This is a genomic window from Nocardia sp. NPDC005366 (genome assembly GCF_040606855.1).
Lineage (GTDB): Bacteria > Actinomycetota > Actinomycetes > Mycobacteriales > Mycobacteriaceae > Nocardia.
The window spans coordinates 63,635-85,600 of sequence record NZ_JBEXFQ010000033.1; the positions used below are offsets into that span (position 1 = coordinate 63,635).

Annotated in this window: 19 protein-coding genes; 9 read left to right on the plus strand and 10 right to left on the minus strand. The window is 67.0% G+C overall.

Features of this window, described 5'->3' with window-relative positions; translation table 11 throughout:
• Nucleotides 1–15: 15 nt before the first annotated feature.
• The 7 genes from ABZS43_RS29600 to infC all read right to left on the minus strand — a co-directional run bounded on the left by ABZS43_RS29600 (nucleotide 16) and on the right by infC (nucleotide 6,507).
• Nucleotides 16–306 (minus strand): DUF427 domain-containing protein, encoded by a 291-nt coding sequence (locus tag ABZS43_RS29600; RefSeq protein ID WP_355039266.1) that lies wholly within the window; start codon nucleotides 304–306, stop codon nucleotides 16–18.
• 173 nt (nucleotides 307–479) lie between these two features.
• Complete coding sequence (pheT, locus tag ABZS43_RS29605) at nucleotides 480–2,984, minus strand: phenylalanine--tRNA ligase subunit beta (protein WP_355039267.1); 2,505 nt, start codon at nucleotides 2,982–2,984, stop codon at nucleotides 480–482.
• Nucleotides 2,985–3,015: 31 nt separating this feature from the next.
• Complete coding sequence (pheS, locus tag ABZS43_RS29610; protein ID WP_355039268.1) at nucleotides 3,016–4,080, minus strand: phenylalanine--tRNA ligase subunit alpha; 1,065 nt, start codon at nucleotides 4,078–4,080, stop codon at nucleotides 3,016–3,018.
• A 123-nt stretch (nucleotides 4,081–4,203) separates the two neighbouring features.
• Entirely contained in the window at nucleotides 4,204–5,037 is an 834-nt protein-coding gene (locus ABZS43_RS29615) for an RNA methyltransferase (protein ID WP_355039269.1), read from the minus strand.
• Nucleotides 5,038–5,080: 43 nt separating this feature from the next.
• Complete coding sequence (gene rplT / locus ABZS43_RS29620; RefSeq protein ID WP_054812781.1) at nucleotides 5,081–5,461, minus strand: 50S ribosomal protein L20; 381 nt, start codon at nucleotides 5,459–5,461, stop codon at nucleotides 5,081–5,083.
• A 100-nt stretch (nucleotides 5,462–5,561) separates the two neighbouring features.
• Nucleotides 5,562–5,756, minus strand: coding sequence for a 50S ribosomal protein L35 (gene rpmI / locus ABZS43_RS29625; protein WP_355039270.1), 195 nt, complete (start codon nucleotides 5,754–5,756; stop codon nucleotides 5,562–5,564).
• A gap of 58 nt (nucleotides 5,757–5,814) precedes the next feature.
• Entirely contained in the window at nucleotides 5,815–6,507 is a 693-nt protein-coding gene (gene infC, locus ABZS43_RS29630) for a translation initiation factor IF-3 (protein WP_355039283.1), read from the minus strand.
• Nucleotides 6,508–6,901: 394 nt separating this feature from the next.
• On the opposite strand from infC, the gene ABZS43_RS29635 reads away from it, so the two are divergent.
• From ABZS43_RS29635 to ABZS43_RS29650, 4 genes are all read left to right on the plus strand, one after another.
• Entirely contained in the window at nucleotides 6,902–7,243 is a 342-nt protein-coding gene (locus ABZS43_RS29635; protein WP_355039271.1) for a DUF1844 domain-containing protein, read from the plus strand.
• A 136-nt stretch (nucleotides 7,244–7,379) separates the two neighbouring features.
• Nucleotides 7,380–7,619: a type II toxin-antitoxin system prevent-host-death family antitoxin gene (locus ABZS43_RS29640; RefSeq protein ID WP_355039272.1), complete on the plus strand. Its 240-nt coding sequence runs from the start codon at nucleotides 7,380–7,382 to the stop codon at nucleotides 7,617–7,619.
• Between the two features lie 26 nt (nucleotides 7,620–7,645).
• A complete protein-coding gene (locus tag ABZS43_RS29645) occupies nucleotides 7,646–8,008 on the plus strand; it encodes a type II toxin-antitoxin system death-on-curing family toxin (RefSeq protein ID WP_355039284.1) in 363 nt (120 codons plus the stop codon).
• Between the two features lie 179 nt (nucleotides 8,009–8,187).
• The gene (locus ABZS43_RS29650; RefSeq protein WP_355039273.1) at nucleotides 8,188–8,889 is read left to right on the plus strand and encodes an alpha/beta hydrolase; all 702 of its coding nucleotides are present in this window, start codon (nucleotides 8,188–8,190) and stop codon (nucleotides 8,887–8,889) included.
• 500 nt (nucleotides 8,890–9,389) lie between these two features.
• On the opposite strand, the gene uvrA is transcribed toward ABZS43_RS29650, so the two are convergent.
• Nucleotides 9,390–12,470 (minus strand): excinuclease ABC subunit UvrA, encoded by a 3,081-nt coding sequence (gene uvrA, locus ABZS43_RS29655; RefSeq protein ID WP_355039274.1) that lies wholly within the window; start codon nucleotides 12,468–12,470, stop codon nucleotides 9,390–9,392.
• 662 nt (nucleotides 12,471–13,132) lie between these two features.
• On the opposite strand from uvrA, the gene ABZS43_RS29660 reads away from it, so the two are divergent.
• Nucleotides 13,133–13,765 (plus strand): response regulator transcription factor, encoded by a 633-nt coding sequence (locus ABZS43_RS29660; protein ID WP_355039285.1) that lies wholly within the window; start codon nucleotides 13,133–13,135, stop codon nucleotides 13,763–13,765.
• 12 nt (nucleotides 13,766–13,777) lie between these two features.
• Here ABZS43_RS29660 and ABZS43_RS29665 read toward each other — a convergent pair whose 3' ends face one another.
• Nucleotides 13,778–14,554 (minus strand): sigma 54 modulation/S30EA ribosomal C-terminal domain-containing protein, encoded by a 777-nt coding sequence (locus ABZS43_RS29665; protein WP_355039275.1) that lies wholly within the window; start codon nucleotides 14,552–14,554, stop codon nucleotides 13,778–13,780.
• 141 nt (nucleotides 14,555–14,695) lie between these two features.
• Here ABZS43_RS29665 and ABZS43_RS29670 point away from each other — a divergent pair, with 141 nt between their 5' ends.
• Entirely contained in the window at nucleotides 14,696–16,441 is a 1,746-nt protein-coding gene (locus ABZS43_RS29670) for a GAF domain-containing sensor histidine kinase (RefSeq protein WP_355039276.1), read from the plus strand.
• 3 nt (nucleotides 16,442–16,444) lie between these two features.
• Here the strand turns inward: ABZS43_RS29670 and ABZS43_RS29675 are convergent, their stop codons facing one another.
• Nucleotides 16,445–17,632 (minus strand): beta-ketoacyl synthase N-terminal-like domain-containing protein, encoded by a 1,188-nt coding sequence (locus tag ABZS43_RS29675; RefSeq protein WP_355039277.1) that lies wholly within the window; start codon nucleotides 17,630–17,632, stop codon nucleotides 16,445–16,447.
• Between the two features lie 212 nt (nucleotides 17,633–17,844).
• On the opposite strand from ABZS43_RS29675, the gene ABZS43_RS29680 reads away from it, so the two are divergent.
• The 3 genes from ABZS43_RS29680 (at nucleotide 17,845) to ABZS43_RS29690 (ending at nucleotide 21,932) form a co-directional block, all read left to right on the plus strand.
• Nucleotides 17,845–19,191: a diguanylate cyclase gene (locus ABZS43_RS29680; RefSeq protein ID WP_355039278.1), complete on the plus strand. Its 1,347-nt coding sequence runs from the start codon at nucleotides 17,845–17,847 to the stop codon at nucleotides 19,189–19,191.
• 11 nt (nucleotides 19,192–19,202) lie between these two features.
• Complete coding sequence (locus ABZS43_RS29685) at nucleotides 19,203–19,541, plus strand: antibiotic biosynthesis monooxygenase (RefSeq protein ID WP_355039279.1); 339 nt, start codon at nucleotides 19,203–19,205, stop codon at nucleotides 19,539–19,541.
• Nucleotides 19,542–19,619: 78 nt separating this feature from the next.
• Nucleotides 19,620–21,932: a 3'-5' exonuclease gene (locus ABZS43_RS29690; RefSeq protein ID WP_355039280.1), complete on the plus strand. Its 2,313-nt coding sequence runs from the start codon at nucleotides 19,620–19,622 to the stop codon at nucleotides 21,930–21,932.
• Nucleotides 21,933–21,966: the final 34 nt, after the last annotated feature.

Here is a 21,966-nt window from a genome sequence, read left to right on the forward strand (position 1 = left end):
CGACCGACGGCGACCTCAGTTCTGGACGACGTCCACACCGCGCCAGAAGGCCACCCGGTCCCGGATCTGCTCGGCATCGGCCTTCGGATCCGGATAGAACCAGGCCGCATCCGGATTCTGCTTACCGTCGACCGTGACGGTGTAGTACGACGCGGTGCCCTTCCATGGACAGACCGTGTGGGTGTCGCTCGCCTCGAAGTACTTCTTGTTGATCGAATCGGCCGGGAAATAGTGATTACCTTCCACCACGACCGTGTCCGCGCTTTCGGCCAGTACCACGTTGTTCCACAGTGCTCGCACGCTCATCGGGCCTCCAATGTCGTCGCCACGGTAACGCCGCTCGCGCCACCGTCCACTCCACCGGAAGCAACCGCCCGCGCGGTCGGCGAATTCCCGGTCGCGGGCGTGCGCGCGTGCAGGTATCGAGGCCCGACCGTCGAAAACCCCACTCGACTCGGGTGGGGTTTTCGACACCGGGATCAACCGCGCAGTACCGCCCCGACGGATTCGGCCGCCGCCGCCACCGCGGCATCACGCGCGGCGCTCGCCTCGTCCTCGGTGAGGGTGCGATCCGGCGCGCGGAAGCGCAGGGCGTAGGTGAGGGATTTGCGGCCTTCACCGGCCTGCGCGCCCTCGTAGACGTCGAACAGGGCGATATCTTCGAGCAGTTCGCCGCCACCGCCGCGCAGCGCGGATTCGACCGAGGCGGCCGGGACGGCCTTCTCGACGCTCACCGACACATCCTGCAGCACCGCGGGGAACGGTGAGACGACGGGCACGGGGCGCGATTCCACCAACGGCAGCGCGTCCAAGTCGAGTTCGACCGCACACGTGCGCGGCGGCAGACCCGCACGCTCGAGCACCGCCGGATGCAGTTCACCCGCGTAGCCGATGACCTCGCCGTCGACAAGCAGTTCCGCGCAGCGGCCAGGATGCCACGGCAGATAGTTCGCCGCCCTGCGCTCGAAGGTCACTCCCGCCGCGTCGGCGACCGTATCGGCGAGGGCGAATGCGTCGGCCGCCTCGGCCTGGCGTCCCGGACCCCACGGGCCGCGTGGCTCACGCCGACCCGTCAGCACCGCGGCGACGTGCACCGGCTGGACGGGCAGCGAATCGATCAATTCGGCGATCTGCTCGTCGCTGGGTCGGCGGTCCACCGGGAGCGCCTCGACCGCCCTGGTATTCGGGCCGGGCAGCACGACCTGCGCGATGCCGTAGAGGGTGAGATCACGCGCACCACGCGAGATATTGCGGGCCGCGATCTCCAGCAGTCCGGGCAGCAGGGTGGTGACCAGTTCGGCGCGCTCCACGTCGAGCGGATTGAGCACCCGGGTGGTCTCGCGGCGCGGGTCGTCGGCGTCGAGGCCCCAGATATCGAACACACCCGCGGCCAGGAACGGCGGCGCGGGCACCTCGACCGCGCCCGCGAAGGCGAGCGCCCGGCTGACCGCGCGGCGGCGGCGCTGCGTCGCGGTCAGTCCGCGCCCGGCCGGGGCGGTCGGCAGCACGGAGGGAATCTGCTCGAGACCTTCCAGCCGAAGCACCTCCTCCACCAGGTCGGCGGGCTGCGTCAGATCCGGCCGCCAGCTCGGCGGGGTGACGACGAGCTGACCGTGTCCGGTCTGCTCGTCGACGGAAACCTCGACGGTGCAACCGATCTGGGCGAGTCGACGGGCCGAGGTTCCGGTCGGGTAGGTGACACCGGCGACCCGATCGGCCAGATCGATATCGATACGGATCGGCGCGGGCGCCGGTACCGGAACCCGGACGTCGGTCAGCTCGGATTCGATAGTGCCGCCGGCGATATCGGCGAGCAGGCTGGCGGCGCGATCGAGGGCGGCGATATTGATCTCGGGATCGACGACCCGTTCGTAGCGCTTCCCCGCCTCCGACACCAGCTTGTGCCTACGCGAGGTCCGATAGATCCGCAGCGGATTCCAGGTGGCCGCCTCGAGCAGGACGTCGACGGTGTCGTGGCCGACCTCGGTGGTCGCGCCGCCCATCACACCGGCCAGGGAGATGACCCCGGAATCATCGGCGATGACGACATCCTCGGCGTCGAGTACCCGCTCCACCTCGTCCAGGGTGCGCAGCGTCTCGCCCTTGTTGGCGGTGCGCACCACAAGGGCGCCGTTCACCTTGGCGGCGTCGAAGGCGTGCAGCGGCTGGCCGAGTTCGAGCATGACGTAATTGGTCACGTCGACGGCAGGGGAAATCGGGCGTACCCCCGCCAGCAGCAGACGGCGCTGCAGCCACCACGGGCTCACCGCGGCCGGATCGATGCCGGTGACCCGGCGCGCCGCGAAACGCGTGCACTGAGAGGAGGGTTCCACCCGGATCGCCCAGGCGTCCTTCTCGTCGTCAGGCAGGGTCCGCACCGCGAGATCCGCGTATTCCAGATCGAAACCGCAGGCCAGCTCCCTGGCCAGGCCGCGCGCCGAGAAGCAGTAGCCGCGGTCTGGGGTGATATTCAGTTCGATGACGGTGTCGCCGAGGCCGAGCAGTTCGTTGGCATCGGTGCCCGGCTCCGCTGTTCCCGGCTCCAGCACGAGGATGCCGCTGTGATCCTTGCCGATGCCGAGTTCGGCGACCGAGCAGATCATGCCGTGGGAGACGTGGCCGTAGGTCTTGCGCGAGGAGATCGCGAAACCACCGGGCAGCACACCGCCGGGCAGCACGACGACGACCAGATCGCCCACGGCGAAATTACTTGCGCCGCAGACGATTTCCTGCAGGTCTGGATTCCCGACGTCGACCTTGCAGAAGCGGATCGGCTTCTTGAACTCGGTCAGCTCGGTGATCTCGGCGACCCGGCCGACCACCAGCGGCTTGTCGATATCACCGATCACCGGCCGGAGTTCCTCGACCTCCTCCACCTCGAGGCCGACACGGACGAATCCGGCGTCCAGTTCCTCCGGCGTCACCGACCACTCCGGGGTGGTGCGCTGGATGATTTCGGTCAGCCAGGACTGCGCTACTCGCACTTGACGTTTCGCTCTCTCGATCGAAGGAGGATCAGGACCGGATACCGAAGGGCAGCGTGAAACGCACGTCGCCCTCGACGATGTCGCGCATGTCCGGGATGCCGTTGCGGAACTGCAACGTCCGTTCCAGGCCCATGCCGAACGCGAACCCGCTGTACACCTCGGGGTCGATCCCACTGGCGATCAGCACCTTCGGGTTCACCATGCCGCAGCCGCCCCATTCGACCCAGCCCGCGCCGCCCTTCTTGTCCGGGAACCACACGTCGACCTCGGCGGAGGGCTCGGTGAACGGGAAGTAGTTGGGGCGCATGCGGGTGCGCGTCTGCGGGCCGAACAGTGCGCGCGCGAACGCGTCGAGCGTTCCGCGCAGATGCGCCATGGTCAGGCCCTTGTCCACGGCCAGACCCTCGACCTGGGAGAAGACCGGGGTATGGGTGGCGTCGAGTTCATCGGTGCGGAAGGTCCGGCCGGGGCAGACCACGTAGATGGGCAGGTCGCGGTCCAGCATCGAGCGGACCTGCACCGGGGAGGTGTGGGTGCGCAGCACCTGGCGCGAGCCCTCCGGCGCGATGTGGAAGGTGTCCTGCATGGTGCGGGCCGGATGATCCGGGAGGAAGTTGAGCGCGTCGAAGTTGAAATGTTCGGTCTCGACCTCGGGTCCCTCGGCGACCTCCCAGCCCATTCCGACGAAGACGTCGGCGATCTGCTCGGAGATGACGGTGATCGGGTGACGAGCGCCCGCGGGCTGACGCCGCGCGGGCAGCGTGACGTCGATCGCTTCGGCGACGAGCACCGCGGCGTCACGCTCGGCGAGCAGCACCGCCCGCCGCGCATCGAAGGCCTCCGAGACGCGCGCACGGGCGACGTTCACCCGTTTACCCGCGTCGGCCTTCTCCGACTTCGGCAGGCCGCCCAGCGCTCGCTGCGCCAGGGCAAGCGATGCCTTGCCGCCGAGATGTTCGGTTTTGGCGACCGCCAGCGCGTCCAGATCGGCGGCGGCAGCGAACGCCTTCTCGGCCGCCGCCGCGGCAGCGGCCAGCGACTCCTCTGTCAGCGCCGAATTCTCCTCGGCGGCGTCTTTCGTGTCGTCGGCCACGATGGTTCGTCTCTCCCCTTGGGGTCGGTTCACACGGGTTCGGCTGATTGCCTACCCACATTGCTGCTGGTGGAATCCTATGGGATGCGGTATTCCGGATTCACGGGGATTACCCGCTACCCCTCACCCGCGCCGCGCGTGCCGCACGCGCGAACTCGCGTACAGGCAGATGGCCGCCGCCGCGGCGAGATTGAGACTCTCCGCGCGCCCGTGGATGGGGATGCGGATGCGGTGATCGGCGCGGGCGACGACGGCGGGGTCGAGACCGTGCGCCTCGTTGCCGAAAAGCCAGGCGACGGGACCGGAGAGCAATTCGTCGGCGTCGTCGAGATCGACCTCACCGGTCGCCGCGGTGGCGAGGATCGCGATACCGGACGCGGCGATCGCATCGAGGGTTTCGGTGATATCGCGTCCGCGCGCGATCGGAACGTGGAACAGGCTGCCCGCGCTGGCACGCACACATTTGCCGTTGTGCGGGTCGACGGTCTCCCCCGCCAGTACCACGCCGTCGACGCCAACCGCGTCGGCGACGCGGATCAGCGTGCCCGCGTTGCCGGGTTCGGCGATTTCGACCGGCACGGCGAGGATGCGGGGATTTCCGCCGAGCACATCGGAGAGCGGCACATCGATCAGATCGCAGACCGCGACCAGCCCCGGCGCGGTGACGGTTTCCCCGAGATGTCGCGCCGCGCGATCGCCGACCAGGGTGACGCGCACCCCGGCGGCCGCGGCCCCGGCGACGAGTTCGTGTTCCCTGGTCGCGGCGGCGGCAGAATAGAACAGCTCACGCACCCGCCCGGTCTCCAACGCGGCGGCGACCGAATTCGCGCCCTCGGCGAGGAACTGTCCGGTTTTCCGACGTTGCGCGGCCCGATGGAGCTTCACAGCCGAAACGACCCGCGGATTGCGCTCGGAGAGCGCGTCCGCGGGTCGTTCCGGAGAAGTTGTCGAGCTCATGACTTCGTCATGCCTCGGCGCACAGCGTATTCGCCGTGCTCACTCACGCAGCCGGCGCGTTGACGTCGGCGGGGAGGGCGGCCTTGGCGACCGCGACCAGGCCGGCGAACGCCTCGGCGTCGGAGACGGCGAGCTCGGCGAGGATCTTGCGGTCCACCTCGACACCGGCGGCCTTCAGGCCCTGGATGAAGCGGTTGTAGGTGATGTCGTTGATGCGCGCCGCGGCGTTGATGCGGGCGATCCACAGCTTGCGGAAATCACCCTTGCGCGCCCGGCGGTCCCGGTAGGCGTAGGCGAGCGAGTGCAGCTGCTGTTCCTTGGCCTTGCGGTAAAGCCGCGAGCGCTGGCCCCGGTAGCCCTTGGAGGCCTCGAGGATGGAACGGCGCTTCTTCTGAGCGTTGACGGCCCTCTTGACGCGTGCCACTGGTCAGTCCTGTTCGAAGTAGGGGGCGCGTTCGTCGCGCCCGAATGTGTCGGAATGGCGCCGGAAGTCATCCGGTCGCGGTGTGCTGCGTGAGCGGGTGTCAGATACCCAGCAGCTTCTTCACGCGACGGACGTCGGCAGCCGCGACGACCTCCGTGCCGTCCAGACGACGAGTCCGGCGGGTGGGCTTGTGCTCGAGCAGGTGGCGACGGTTCGCCTGCTGACGCAGCAGCTTGCCTTTGCCCGACACCTTGAATCGCTTCGAGGCGCCGCTGTGGCTCTTCATCTTCGGCATGGATTCCTCTATCTGTCTCGTGCCGGTGGTTCTCGCGAACCACCGGGTTCTGTCGGTATTACTGCGGCTCGGCCGGCGGGGCCTGTTCCGCGGCGGGTGCGGCCGGAACAGCAGCGGCTGCGGCGGGCTGCGCGGGGGCAGTCTGCTGCGGTCGCGGAGCCGTCGACTCCTGCTGGGCCTTCACTCGCGTCTTCGCACCCTTGTGGGGCGCGAGGACCATGGTCATATTGCGACCGTCCTGCTTGGCAGAGGTCTCGACGAAACCCAATTCGGCGACGTCGGAGGCAAGGCGCTGCAACAACCGGAAGCCCAGTTCGGGACGCGACTGCTCGCGACCACGGAACATGATCGTCACCTTGACCTTGGACCCCGCTTCGAGGAAGCGAACGACGTTGCGCTTCTTGGTCTCGTAGTCGTGGTCATCGATCTTGGGGCGGAGCTTCTGCTCCTTGATCACGGTCTGCACTTGGTTCTTCCGAGACTCGCGCGCCTTTTGCGCCGTCTCGTACTTGAACTTGCCGTAATCCATGATCTTGCAGACCGGTGGACGGGCATCCGGGGCCACCTCGACGAGGTCGAGGTCGGCTTCGAGGGCGACGCGTAATGCATCTTCAACACGCACGATCCCAACCTGCTCGCCGCCAGGTCCGATGAGACGGACCTCGGGAACACGGATGCGATCGTTGATGCGGGTCTCAGTGCTGATGGGGCCTCCTAGGTCAAACGGTGTCGTCGGACGACCGCGCGCAATAACTGCAACCCCTTGTTCAACACAAAAGCCCCACGGCGGTATTTCTCCACCACGGGGCCCGAGTCGACCGATCACCGACGCATACCACAGCTCACGTCGACTCCCGTGCGCGAGAATGCTCACGAGAAACCCGCCCCTACGAGGCGGATGACCGGACCGTTTAACCTGTACGATCACTCGCCGGCAACGGTGGGAGTCGGGCTCCACTTATCAGCCCCGAGGCAAGCCCGGGGCGGTCGTCGCCGAGAAGTCTAACATTCCCGACGGCTATCGCCGAATCGCGCCGGAGGTCGGTATCGCGATCGATGTCCCGACCGGCTGTGATCGCGGTTCCTGTGGCGACACACCGTAGGGCGCTCGACCCGGCCTCCGTCCCGCCGCCTAGCCTTTCCGCATGACTGAACAGCCGGACACCTCCGTTCGCGATCTCGCCGACATCCCCTCGGTGGAGGTCATCAGCCGGGCGGCCGTGATGCTGATGAGCTCGGCGGCCGAGAAACTCGGATTGGCCGACGAGGATCCGGACACCAGCCCCCGGCGCGATCTGGACGAGGCGCGGCGCGTCATCACCGCGCTCGCGGGCCTGGTCACCGCCTCGGTCGAATACCTCGGACCGCACGCGGGCCCGATCCGCGAGGGTCTGCAATCGCTGCAGCGGGCCTTCCGCGAGGCGTCGGCGCATCCGGACGCACCGGGTAAGGGTCCGGGCGAGAAGTACACCGGTCCGGTCCACTGAGCGGGGCGATTGCGCCATCGCGGCCGCGACCGGGTGAGCGACTCGTATCACGACGCCCCGAAACGATCGGCCACGGCGTCCTTCGCGGTCGAGTCGGTTTCGTACAAAATATCGATCTAGACGTACAATTTGCGACATGACTGCCGCACCGACGCCCGAGAGCTGGGATATCCCTGTCAGCGAGGCCAGAGAGCGCCTCGCCGAGGTCATCGCTGCCGCCGAAGCGGGGACGGTCGTCCATCTGACCAGGCACGGACGTCGAGTAGCGGCAGTCGTACCGGAGCCGATGGCCGAAACCGCGGACAGTCAGGTCCGTGCGCTGTCGAAAGGTTTCGCCGACAAACACCGGAGTCTGCTCGATCGACTCGCCGAATGACCGAGCCGTCGATCTACTACTTGACGATGGCGGACCTCCGCGCGATTGCCCACGACGCGGCAGGCGATTACGCACTACGCGACCCCGGCTTGCTCGCATCGGCCGCGGCAAGGCCGCAGGCGACGATCTTCGGTGCCGACGCCTACCCCACCCTGTGGGAGAAAGCGGCGGCGTTACTGCACTCGATCGCCGGTAATCATCCCTTGGTCGACGGGAACAAGCGTCTGGCGATCGTCGCGGCGATCGTCTTCTTGGCGCGCAACGGTATCGATGTCGATCATCTGGACGAGGACCGCGCGTACGACCTCATGATCGCCGTCGCGAAAAGCGAACTCTGCGAGGTAGCGGATATCGCGGCCGGGCTGATCGGGGCGTTCGACCGCGATTGATCACCGCGGCACTCCGGCGGGAGCATGGTCCTCGGACGCCGCTGCGGCGAGCCGGTGGCGTATTCCAATTGCCGCACGGCTTCTTCGCTCCGGGCGTCCGGGCGATCCGCGGACGGGAGCGCACCTGTATCGGAAGCCGGCTGGGGCGAGGTGTCGGTGATATGCGGCATGCTGGCTGTATGGGTACTCGAATACTGCTCATCCCCGGATTCTGGCTCGGTGCGTGGGCGTGGGACGAGGTCGCCGACGAGTTGAGCGGACGGGGACATGATGTGCACGCGCTGACGTTGCCCGGACTCGATCCCGAGGACGAGTGCCGATTCGACGCGACATTGGAACAGCAGGCGCGCGCGATCATCGATGCCATCGCTCCCGCCGAAACGGCTGTGCTGGTGGCGCATTCGGGTGGCGCGGTGCCCGCGTATCTCGCGACAGACCTGGCGCCCGAGCGGATCGGACACGCGATCTATGTGGACAGCGCCCCGATTCCGAACGGTTTCGTACTGCGGGACGATCTGGGGTCGGCGCGTGAATTCGAGTTGCCATCGTGGGCGGAATTGGAGGCCGAGGGCAACAGCCTGACCGGTCTGGACGATATCGCGCTGGCACGGTTTCGGGAGCGGGCCGTCTCGCAGCCGACGAAAATCGCGGGATCGCCTCTGATGGTGAGCGATTCGACCGCGCGCCTCACCGTGCCGACAACCGTCGTGTGCACGAGTATCGGGGCGGAACTGGTGAGGCAGTTGAGCACGAGCGGGGAGGCTCCGATTTTCAGTGAATTGCCCCGCGTCGCAGCGAAATTGGTTGATCTACCGACCGGGCATTGGCCCATGTGGTCGGAACCGAAACGTCTGGCCGAACTGATACACGCCGCCGCCTGAGGACGTCGCGGCCGATGACAGGGCCGGCCGCGCGCCGGCCCTGTCATTCGCTCACTGCCCGGGGGTCACCGAGATGGATGAGCCCGTGGCGATCGCATTGGCCAGAGCCGCGAAAATGGCGCTGAAGCCGGCGCTTCCGGTGTCCATGATCTGATTCCTTTCGCCGGTCGCTCAGGCGCCCGGTTTGTAGTTGAGGGACGAGCCGGTGCCTAGAAATCCGAGGATCAGGGCGACCAACGCGCCGATATCGACGCCAGTCATACAGTTCCTTTCCTGCGCACCGGGATTCGGCCCGTCGGCAGGTGCCGCGAACGCGCCTGTACCCGGCTTACGTGTCGGTACTGTTCGGCCACATCCGAACAGGTTGAGCCGATCTTACACACGGATGTTTCACTTTTGTCCCGGTTTTCGCACCTCGACTCCGCGCACCCTATCGAACAGCACGAAACCCGGCGGGCGGGGACCGCTTGTCGGCGGCGCCCACCGGGCCTGGACGAGACTCAGCGCAGCGCGGCGGCCTTACGAGCCAGACGCTTGGCCGCTGTGGGCTCGGCAGCCGCTTTCTTGGTCGACGAAGCCTCGGTGGCCGATGCCTTGGTGGCCGATGCCTTGGTGGCCGATGCCTTGGTTGTCGAAGTCATGGTCGTCGAAGTCTTGGCCGCTGCCGGCTTGGTCGCCGTAGACTTCCTCGCCGCCTTCTTCGCGGGTGCCCTTTTCGGTGCTGGCGGGGCCGATAGGACATCGTTCAGGAATTGGCCGGTGTAGCTGTCGGTGACCGCGGCGACGTCTTCCGGCGTTCCCTCTGCGACCAGGGTGCCGCCGCCGGAGCCGCCTTCCGGACCCATATCGATGACCCAGTCCGAGGTCTTGATGACGTCGAGATTGTGCTCGATGACGATCACCGTATTGCCCTTGTCGACCAGACCGTTGATCACGCCGAGAAGTTTGCGGATATCCTCGAAATGCAGGCCGGTGGTCGGCTCATCGAGAATGTAGACGGTGCGACCGGTAGAGCGTTTCTGAAGCTCGGCGGCCAGCTTCACGCGCTGCGCCTCACCGCCGGACAGCGTCGGCGCGCTCTGACCGAGACGCACGTAGCCCAGGCCGACATCGACCAGCGTCTTGAGGTAGCGGTGGATCGAGGTGACCGGCTGGAAGAATTCGGCGGCCTCGTCGATCGGCATGTCCAGCACCTCGGCGATGGTCTTGCCCTTGTAGTGCACCTCGAGGGTTTCGCGGTTGTATCGAGCGCCCTGACACACCTCGCACGGCACGTACACATCCGGTAGGAAGTTCATCTCGATCTTCAGAGTGCCGTCACCCGAACATGCCTCGCAGCGCCCGCCCTTGACGTTGAACGAGAAACGTCCCGGCTGGTAGCCGCGCACCTTCGCCTCGGTGGTCGCCGCGAACAGGGTGCGGATCTTGTCGAAGACACCGGTGTAGGTGGCGGGATTGGAGCGCGGGGTGCGCCCGATCGGCGACTGATCCACCTGCACCAGCTTGTCGAGGTGATCCAGCCCGTTGACCCGCGTATGCCTGCCCGGCACCTGCCGTGCCCCGTTGAGCTTATTCGCCAGCACGGTCGCCAGAATGTCGTTGACCAGGGTCGACTTACCCGATCCGGAGACACCGGTGACCGAGGTGACCACCCCCAGCGGGAAGGACACATCGATATTCTTCAGATTGTGCTCGGTCGCGCCGACCACGGTGAGCGTGCGTTTCTTGTCGATCGGACGCCGCACCATCGGCACCTCGATCCGTTCGCGGCCCGAAAGGTAGGCGCCGGTCAGTGAATTCGGGTCGGTGAGCAAATCCTGGTAGGTGCCACTGTGCACCACCCGGCCGCCGTGTTCGCCCGCCAGCGGACCGATATCGACCACCCAGTCCGAGGCGCGGATGGTGTCCTCGTCGTGTTCGACCACGATCAGCGTATTGCCGAGATTGCGCAGCCGGGTGAGAGTTTCGATGAGCCTGCGGTTGTCGCGCTGATGCAGGCCGATGGACGGTTCGTCGAGGACGTACAGCACACCGACCAAGCCGGAGCCGATCTGGGTGGCGAGCCGGATACGCTGCGCCTCACCGCCGGACAAGGTGGCGGCGGCACGCGACAGCGACAGGTATTGCAGCCCGACGTCGAGCAGGAAGCCCAAGCGCGCCTGCACCTCCTTGAGGACCTGACCGGCGATGGCGGTCTCCCGCTCCCCCAGCGTCAGCGATCCGAGGAAGGCCGAGCATTCCGCGATGGACAGTTCGCTGACCTCGGCGATGGATTTACGGTCGCCGCCCGCGTTGATGGTGACCGCCAGAATCGCCGGGCGCAGCCGGGCGCCGTCGCAGACCGGGCACGGCACGTCGCGCATGTACCCGTCGTAGTGTTCCTTCATCTGCTCGGATTCGGTGTTCTCCATACGCCGCTGCAGGAACGGCATCACGCCCTCGAAATCGGCGTAGTACGACCGCTTGCGGCCGTACCGGTTCGTGTAGGAGACGTGCACCTGGTCGGAACTGCCCTCCAGCACCGCCTTGCGGGCCTTGAGCGGCAGTTCCTGCCACGGGGTATCCATCGAGAAGCCGATGGCTTCGGCCAGCCCCGACAGCAGCCGGGTGAAATATTCGGCGGTCTGCCCACGCGACCACGGCGCGATGGCGCCCTCGTTCAGGCTCAGTTCCGTGTCCGGCACCACCAGATCAGGATCGACCTCCTTACGGATACCGAGACCGGTGCAGTCGGGGCAGGCGCCGTAGGGCGAATTGAACGAGAAGGATCGGGGTTCCAGATCCTCGATATCGAGCGGATGGCCGTTCGGGCAGGCCAGGCGCTCGGAGAAGCGGCGCTCGCGATCGTGCGCGTGCTCGTCGCGGTCGACGAAATCCAGCACGACGATGCCGTCGGCCAGCCGCAACGCCGTCTCGATCGAATCGGTGAGCCGCTGTTTGGAGTTCGGTTTGACGGAGAGCCGGTCCACGACCACCTCGACGTCGTGCTTCTCCTGTTTCTTCAGCTTCGGCGGATCCGTCAGCGGATAGACCACGCCGTCGACGCGGACGCGCGAATAGCCCTGTGTATTCAACTGGTCGAAAAGGTCGACGAATTCACCCTTGCGGGTGCGCACCACCGGCGCGAGAACCTGGAATTTGATGCCCTCTTCCATCGCGAGCACCTGATCGACGATCTGCTGCGGTGTCTGTTTCTCGATCAGCTCACCGCAGACCGGGCAGTGCGGAGTGCCCGCGCGCGCGTAGAGCAGACGCAGATAGTCATAGACCTCGGTGATGGTGCCGACGGTCGAGCGGGGGTTGCGGTTGGTCGACTTCTGGTCGATGGAGACCGCGGGCGAGAGGCCCTCGATGAAATCGACATCGGGTTTGTCCATCTGTCCGAGGAATTGCCTGGCATATGCCGACAGCGATTCCACGTATCGGCGCTGACCTTCGGCGAAGATGGTGTCGAAGGCGAGGCTGGATTTGCCGGAGCCGGACAGACCGGTGAACACGATGAGACTGTCGCGGGGCAGATCGAGGTCGACCCCCTTCAGGTTGTGCTCCCGAGCTCCGCGCACAGTGAGGCGATCCGCCACCAGGTGAGTCCCTTCTCGATCGTGTCGGTGTTCGTACAAATCACGGCGTCCGGGCGGTCCACCGCCCCGCACGGCAGCACCCGGACCCCACCCCGCGGTGATGCTAGACCCGACCACCGACAAGTTTCCTCGACCAGCGGGCCCCCGCTCCACTACCTCGTGCCACCGATGGCGCGGATCCCCCTACCGCGCCCGCGCGTCGCGAGCCGTGCCCGTATCCACCCTATCCTTCCTGTTCCGTGGCTGTCGGGCGTCGGCCGCACGAGATATAGCGGATGAGTATCGAATGTGACCGGCGACACGGCCACTCGACACGGTCGGCGATAACGCGGGCCGACGGCATTCGTGGATCACCCGGCGACGGAATGACGACCCGCATACGGCATACCAACCGGCCCGCATCGAATCGCGGTCGCGCGAGCGGCGATCCAATTCCGCACGACGCCGCGAAATCTCGACCGGGATGCCCGCCTCGTCCCGAGCACCGATAGGCTCTGAAGTTCGAAACAGCCTGGGACACCGACATTCCCATTGTCGCCACGATTTCGCGGTGGGCATTCCCCGACGAGACTACGGTGGGGGCGGAGCGCGATATCGGCAGCGGACCGGGCGACATCATCCGACCGAGACGGGCCGGTATCCGAAAACGCTGGGAGGCGAGCGTGATCAAGGTGTTCCTTGTCGACGACCACGAGATCGTGCGGCGTGGGTTGATCGACCTGCTGAACTCCGATCCCGAACTCAGCGTGATCGGCGAGGCGGGCGACGTCGCCCAGGCGATGTCGGGAATTCCCGAGACGCGCCCGGATGTGGCGGTACTCGACGTTCGGCTTCCCGACGGCAACGGGATAGAACTGTGCCGGGATCTGCTCGCGGGTATGGAGCGGCTGCGCTGCCTCATCCTCACCTCGTATACCGACGAGCACGCGATGCTCGACGCGATCCTGGCCGGGGCCAGCGGCTATGTGGTGAAGAACATCAAGGGGATGGAGCTGGCCGAGGCCATCAAAGCGGTCGGGTCGGGTCGATCCCTGCTGGATACCCGTGCCGCGGGGGCACTGCGGGCCCGGCTGCGCAACAGTACCGAGAACGACGGGCCGCTGGCCGGGCTCACCGATCAGGAGCGCAGGCTCCTCGCCCTCCTCGGCGAGGGCCTCACCAACCGGCAGATCGCGGCGCGGATGTTCCTGGCGGAAAAGACAGTGAAGAACTACGTCTCGCGACTGCTCGCCAAGCTGGGCATGGAACGACGCACCCAGGCCGCGGTGCTGGCGTCCAGGCTGCGCGAATCCTGACCTGCTCGCCGATCAGGCGGGGACCACCGCGGTGAGATCGCCGTCGTAGCGGCGGTAGAGCAGTTTGCCGCGCCCGGTTTCCTCGTCGGTGAAGAACAGGAACGCCAGCCCCGAGCGGCACAGCCAGGTCGCCGCTTCGTCTTCGGTGAGGGTCGGCGTCGGATCGGGGCGCACCGCCACCGGCAGCGAGTGGGTGGTGAGTGGCTGGTCGACGGGCGGGGCCGGAATGATGGTCGCCCGCTGTCGTGACAGCGCGACGCCGGTCGGATCGGTCCAGAACACGATGGCGTCTTCACCGGTTTCGGCGTCGGTGAACAGGTAGGCGTCGTAGTCCATCGCGTCCATCACCGCCGCCGCCTCATTCGGGGTGCCGGTGAGCAGCCCGCACTCCTTGCGGCGCACGATCGGGCGACGCTCGGTGACCCTGGCCAGCGGCGGACGCGCAGGATCCGGCCACGACCGCGACTGGTTCGAGGCCAGCCGGGTGATCTGACGGTCGAGACGCTCGACGGCGAAGGTGACGGCGAAACCGCGCGGGCCGGTGACCTGCACCCGAGTCGGGGTCTCGTGCATCCGGATATTCGCCTGTACGACGGTCGGCTGGTCGGTATCGTCGGGCGCGGTCACCCGCACCCGAGCGGGGACATCGAGATGGTGACGGCGCAGCACACGTCCGATGGCGCGCACCGCCCTCGTGACGTCGGCCGGGGGGACCGCACCGCGGGTGGTGACCGCGAGGTCGAGGTCCGCCGCGGTGGTCCACTGCTCCGATAGGTACGACGAATTCATAGGACACCTCTGCTCTCTACTCCTTCGATCCGCCCATCCCACCGCGACAACGCCGTCGCGAACAGAGCCGAAAGTCCCCGATCCAGGATTTAGACTCGACCGCAGTGTGGGTGAGATGTGCGTGCGGGAGGGGATTTCGAGATGGCCGACGACAGCCCGACCGATCCGTATTCGGTGCGCGACACGCTGTCACAGCTGCGTCTGCGCGAACTCCTCGGCGAGGTCAAGGAACGCGTCGAACTGATCATCGACTCGCGCGACCGGATGGACGGTCTGGTGGAGGCGATGCTCACGGTCACCTCGGGACTCGACCTGGACGACACCCTGCGCTCTCTCGTCCGCACCGCGGCCGACCTGGTCGACGCGCGCTTCGGCGCACTCGCGGTGCGCGGCCACGATCAGCAGGTGACCCAGTTCATCGATGAGGGCATGGACGAGGGCATACGCACGCGCATCGGCAGATTGCCCGCCGGACACGGTGTACTCGGCGCGGTGTTCGATCGGCCCAAGTCGCTGCGACTCGACGATCTGACCGAACATCCCGATTCGGTCGGACTGCCGCCGGGCCACCCGCCGATGCGCACCTTCCTCGGCGTGCCGATCCGCATCCGCGACGAGGTGTTCGGCGCGCTGTATCTGACCGAGAAGGCGGGCGGACATCCCTTCACCGAGGACGACGACGTACTGGTGCGGGCGCTGGCCGCCGCGGCGGGTATCGCGGTCGACAATGCCAGGCTCTACGAATCGGCGCGGAGCAGGCAGGCGTGGATCGAGGCGACCCGCGATATCGCGACCGAATTCCTGGCGGGCACCGAACCCGACCGGGTGCTGGCCCAGATGGTCGATCATGCCCGCACGCTCACCGGATCTCATCGCTGTTTCCTGGCCGTGGCCACCGGCGAGCAGACCGAGGGAAGCGCCGAACTGGTGCTGACCCAGTGGTCCGGCCCCAGCGCCGGGCACGAGGGCAGGGCGCTGGCCGCCGAGGGCACGGCACTCGGCGAGGCGCTCGCGGGCCGCGTGCCGTTGTGCTTCGCCGACGCCGCGCGGATCGATCTCGGGGCGCCGATCGAGGAAGTCGGCCCCGCGCTGATCCTGCCGCTGTGCACCCCGGATTCGATCCTCGGCGTCCTGGTCGCGCTGCGTCCGGCGGGTTCACCGCCCTACACCGACGAACTCGTCGAGCTGATCGCGGCCTTCACCGATCAGGCCGCGCTGGCCATGCAGCTGGCGGGTGCCCGGCGGCGGGTGCGCGAACTCGATCTGCTCGCCGATCGCGACCGCATCGCGCGGGATCTGCACGACCACGTCATCCAGCGACTGTTCGCGATCGGGCTCACCCTGCAGGGCGCGGTACCGAAGACGGTTGTTCCCGAAGTGCGGCAACGGCTTTCGACTGTAGTCAACGATCTGCAAGAGGTGGTGCATGAGATCCGCACCTCGATCTTCGACCTGCACGGCGGCGACGGCGACGACACCCGCCTGCAATACCGCATCGAGCAGGCGGTGCGCCAGCAGACCACCGACGCACCGTTGCGCGCGACCGTTCAGGTGACCGGGCCGCTCTCGGTGGTCGAGGCGGAATTGGCCGATCACGCCGAGGCGGTGGTGCGCGAAGCGCTCAGCAATGTCGTGCGTCATTCGGGAGCGGATACGGTCGGTGTGGAAATCAGCGTCGACGACAATCTGACCATCGTCGTCACCGACAACGGCTGGGGTATTCCGCATCACGTGATCCGCGGCGGCCTGCGCAATCTGGAGCAGCGGGCCGAGCAATCACACGGCGAATTCGTCATCGGCCCCGCCGGTCACGCGACCGCCGACCCCGACGGCGCGACTCTGCCCGGCACCCGGTTGCGCTGGTCGGTTCCGTTGCCGACCGCGTGAGAGTCACGTCGGCGGGCCGAGCACGACCATCGAATTGTGCCCGCCCATACCGAGGGATAATTTGGCGGTGATACCGCCCGCGAAGGGGGTCGGGCCGTCGAGCAGCCGCTCGTAGGCGGGCGCGACGATCGGCGCGGCGGGCACAACGCCGCGTTCGTACCCCAGTGCGGCGGCGGCGACCTCGACCGCGGCGGCGGCGCCCTGGCAGTGACCGACCAGCGGTTTGATCGAATACACCTCGGGACGGTCGCCGAACATCCGCTCCAGCAATTCCCGCTCGGCCGTATCGCACTGCCAGGTGCCGGTGCCGTGGGCGTTGAAATAGCGAACGTCCTCGGGGGCGATGCCCGCGTCGAGGAGGGCGCGGCGCGCGCACTCGAAGATCTGCGTGTGCGTCGGCTCCACCGAGACCACGTGGTAGGCGTCGTTGGTCATCCCGCCGCCGAGCATCGCCGCATACGGACGATCGACCGCACGGCTGAGGACGAAGGCCACCGACGCCTCCGCCATCGCGAATCCGCGACTGCCCGCCTGGAACGGGCGCGAGGCGTCGAGCGGTTCGGTATCGGCCACCGCGGCGCCGAGCCGGACGAAATGGTCGACCAATTCCGGCGTCGCCGACATATCGGTCGCGACACAGATGACATCGTCGGCGATGCCGCTGTCGAGCCAGAGGCGAGCGGTGATCAGGGCGACATTGGCCGAACTGCACGCGGCGGAGACATTCATCGACGGTCCGTGGAAACCGAATTCCTGCATGAGCACCGAGACCGGCGTCGACGGTAGTAGTCGCAGGAATTCGCGCGGGCGGCGGCGGCCGTGATCGACCTGGTAGAAATCGCGCCAGTTGGCGACATCGCCGAGCACGATCGCGTGCAACAGCCCCACCGTGCGTCCCGGTCGCCAGCCCCGCTCGGTGGCGTCGGTGATGGCCTCGCGCGCCGACTCGTGCACGGCCCGCCCGTAGCGGCTGCTGCTGACCGCCGGATCTCCGCCGTCGGGCACCAGGGTCACCCAGGCGTGCTCGTCCCTGTCCGGTCCGTAGCCCGGCTCGAGGGTAGCCGCGGGTTTACCGCTCATCAGTCCCTGCCACAGTGCCTCACGGCCCCAGCCGTATCCGGTGACCGCACCGATCCCGGCGATCGTCATATGATCTTGGTAGTGCTCGACGGTGTTCGTGGCGCTCGGCATGACATCGCTCCTCCGCCGGACCCACGGGCCACTCGACCCTCGGCTCGGAGTACAGAGTGGTCCGGCTTTCTGTAATGATCACCGAGGGCGCACAATGGATGGCCCGCGACATGTTGGAAGCGACACGGAAGTCGATGTGATCTTCTCCACGTCGATACCAGATCAATCCCATGTTCCAATGGCCATGAATCGGTCGATGATCGGGGGTCCGAGTGGGTGAGGACAGGGCGGCGAACAGCTCGGCGGACGCCGAGCAGCTGGCCCAGCGGTACCGGTCCCTCGTCGAGCACACACCCGACGGGATCTGTGTGCACGAAGACGGCGTGATCGTCTACGTCAACAGGGCTACCGTCCGACTACTCGCCGCGAACGACGCCGACGAGGTGATCGGCCAGCCGCTGACCCGCTTCGTCCACCCGGATTCCGTGCCGTCGATGGTCGAGCGCATCGGCACTCTGGAGACCGAAGGGGCCGCCTCCAATCCCACCGAGATGACGTTGCTCGGCGTGGACGGAAGGACGGTACAGGTCGAAACCGTCTCCGTGCGCACCCCGTGGTTCGATCGTCTCGCCTACCAGGTCGTCATCCACGATCTGACCGCCCAGCGCGCCGCCGAGGCCGCGCAGCGCAAGGCGGAACAGCATTTCACGACGGTCGTGTCCCAACTCGAGGAGGGCGTGGTGGTGATCGACCGCAACGGTCGCATCGAATCCGCCAATCCCGCCGCCATCCTGATCTTCGGGGCCGATTCGCGCACCGGCGACCTGACCGGATCGACCATCGACGAACTGCCGTTGGTGCTCCTGGACGCCAACGCCAAACCGCTGCCGACGTCGCGCCATCCGATCGCCCGCACCCTGGCGACCGGGGCGACGATCACCGGCTACGTCTTCGGCGTCGACCGCGAGGACGGACAGCGCCGCTGGCTGTCGGGGAGCAGCCGGTTGCTCAATCCGAGCGATCCGGATTCCTCGGCCGTATCCTCCTTCGCCGACATCACCGAATTCCGTGCCAGCCGAAGGCAATTGGAGTACCAGGCCACCCACGACTCACTTACCGGGCTGGCCAACCGTTCGCTGATCCTGTCCCAGTTGGCCGGAGCCCTCACCGACAGCGAGGATCTCCCGATCTCCACTGTCCTGTTCATCGACCTGGACGATTTCAAAGCCATCAACGACACCCTGGGCCATGCCATCGGCGATACCGTGCTGCAGATCGTGGCGCAGCGTTTGCAGCGCGCGCTGCGGGCCGAGGATCTGGTCGGACGGCTCGGCGGCGACGAATTCCTGGTGCTGCTGTCCGGCACGCCCCAACTGGTTGACCTCGATGCACTGGTGGAACGGGTGCGCGCCAAGATGTCGGAACCGATCATCGCGCGCGGGCATCGGATCGAGGTGAGCGCCTCCATCGGGGTCACCGCGCTGTCCTCCGGCGAGCACCGCACGCCCGAGGCGGTACTGCACGACGCCGATCTCGCCATGTACCGGGCCAAGACCATGGTGCACCGGGACGATGCGCTCGGCCCGAGCCGCATGCCGAACAGCACCCACGCTTCCTGAAGGCCCGCCGCGTGATCATCGAACACGTCCTGCTGCCCGTGCGGCCCGAGCGCGCCGCGCAATTCGAGGCCGCCTTCGCCGAGGCACGCCGGATCATCGAGTCCATGCCCGGATTCCGGTCGCTGTCGCTGTCGCGCTGCGTCGAGACGCCGGGGACGTACCTGCTGCTCGTCGTATGGGACTCGCTGCGCGATCACGTCGAGGGATTCCGCGGTTCGCCGCAGTCCACGCGCTGGGCGGAGTTGCTGCACCATTTCTACGACCCCTTCCCCACCGTGCTGCACTTCGGCCCGGTCCTGGACTCGGGGGTCCTACCTGCGGTTGCGGCGAGCACGCCGGAACCACAGTAGAATCGACAACTCTGTTTTCACTCGCGCGAGCACCCTTCGCGCGCAGCCCGGCTCATCGCGGTGACAAGGAGTCCAGTTTTGCCCGACCGCCTCACCCAGGACCGTGCCGAGCGCGACGGCGCACCCGAGCGAAACCGCGACATCGAACTCGCGCAGGAGCAGTCCCACCTGTCCCTGCTCTACGACCGGCTCGACGATATGCGCGAGTACGCGAAGAACCGGCTCAAATCCGTGCTGCTGGAAACCGGCGGTACACCGCAGGCCCGCACCGAACGGGAATCGTTCAGTCAGCTCTACCACGAGGATCTGTCCAAATACGACGCCGCCGAACACGGGCTCTGTTTCGGCCGCATCGATCTGGAGGCCGAGACGGCCGACGGACAGACCCGCTATATCGGCAGGCTCGGCATCCTCGATGAGAAGGACGATTACGAGACGCTGCTACTCGACTGGCGGGCACCGCTGGCTCGACCGTTCTACCTCGCGACCACGGCCACTCCCGACGGGGTGACGCGGCGCAGGCATATCCGATCGCGTAACCGCAGGGTCACCGCGATCAACGACGAGTACCTGGATCTCGAGGCCGCCCAGCGTGCCGGGACGCTCGAGGGCGACGGCGGTGTCGGCAGCGAGAGCGCCCTGCTCTCGGCACTGAACGCGGCCCGCACCGGACATATGAACGACATCGTCGAGACCATCCAGAGCGAGCAGGACGCGATCATCCGCTCCGAGCACAAGAGCGTGCTCGTCGTGCAGGGCGGGCCGGGTACGGGCAAGACCGCGGTGGCCCTGCACCGCGCGGCCTACCTCCTCTACACCTATCGTCAGCAACTGGCCAAGAGCGGTGTGCTCATCATCGGTCCCAATGCCACGTTCCTCGACTACATCGGGCAGGTGCTGCCCTCCCTCGGTGAGACGGGTGTGCTGCTGTCCACCATCGGCGACCTGTACCCGGGCGTGAAGGCCACCCGCGAGGATTCCCTGCGGGCGAGCGAGGTGAAGGGCTCCTCGGCGATTCTGGAGGTGCTCAAGCAGGCGGTGCGGGACCGTCAGGAGATCCCCGCCGACCCCATCCGGCTCGCCTTCGACGGCTACCCCGTGACATTGGACCGCAAGATCGCCACCAAGGCCAGGGGCAGGGCCCGTTCCTCGCGCCGCCCGCACAACCTGGCCCGCCCCATTTTCGCGAGTGCGGTGATCGACGCGCTTACCGAACAACTCGCCCAAACCATGGGTTCGGACCTGTCCGGAGGACAGAGTCTGCTCAGCCGAACCGATCTCGCCGAGATCAGGGACGAGATGAAATCCGATCCCGGTGTGCAGTCGGCCATCGGACAACTGTGGCCGATCCTCGCCCCGCAGGACGTACTCGCCGATCTGTTCGCCGATCCGAAACGGCTGGACCGGGCGGCCTCCTCGCTCGACCCCGCCGACCGCGCGGAATTGATCCGGGCCGACGACGGCGAGTTCAGTGCCGCCGACGCGCCGCTCCTGGACGAACTCGCCGAACTGCTCGGCGTCGACGACACCGAGGAACGCGAACGTGCGCGCAGGCGCTGGCGCGCCCAACTGGCCGAGGCCCAGGACGCCCTCGACATCCTGACCGGTTCGGCCCCACAGGATCTCGAAGACGAACTCGACCCCGAAATCCTGATGGCCTACGACCTGATCGACGCCAGCCAGCTCGCCGAACGCCAGGATGTGCGGGCCAGACAGACCACGGCGGAACGCGCGGCGGGCGACCGCACCTGGACCTACGGCCACGTCATCGTGGACGAGGCGCAAGAACTATCGGAGATGGCCTGGCGCATGGTGATGCGGCGGATCCCGAATCGCTGGATCACCGTCGTCGGCGATGTGGCGCAGACCGGTGATCCGGCGGGCGCGTCGTCGTGGCAGGCGATGCTGGAACCCTATGTGGCACAACGCTGGAAGCTGACCGAACTGACCGTGAACTACCGCACGCCAGCGGAGATCATGGCCGTGGCCGCCGATGTACTCGCCGCCATCGATCCCGCCGCCGCCGCACCGCGTTCGGTACGCGAGTCCGGCAACGCGCCACGCGCGCATCGGGTCACCGCGGCCGAATTGCCCGGCGCTTTGGCGGCTTCGATCGCCGAGAGACACGGACCCGGCACCACCGCGGTGATCGCACCGCACGATCTCGTTCCCGAATTGTCCACGCTCGGCGCGGAATCGGTGCGCGTGCTCACCGTGCACGATGTGAAGGGCCTGGAATTCGACGCGGTGTATCTGGTGGAGCCGCATCGGATTCTCGACGAATCACCGCGCGGCATCAACGATCTCTATGTCGCGCTCACGCGGGCTACCCAGCGCCTGACCGTCGTGCACACCGAGGCACTGCCTTCGGTGCTCGGCGCCCTGGCGTAGTCGATCGATGCGAAAAGCCCCGCATCCCACCGGT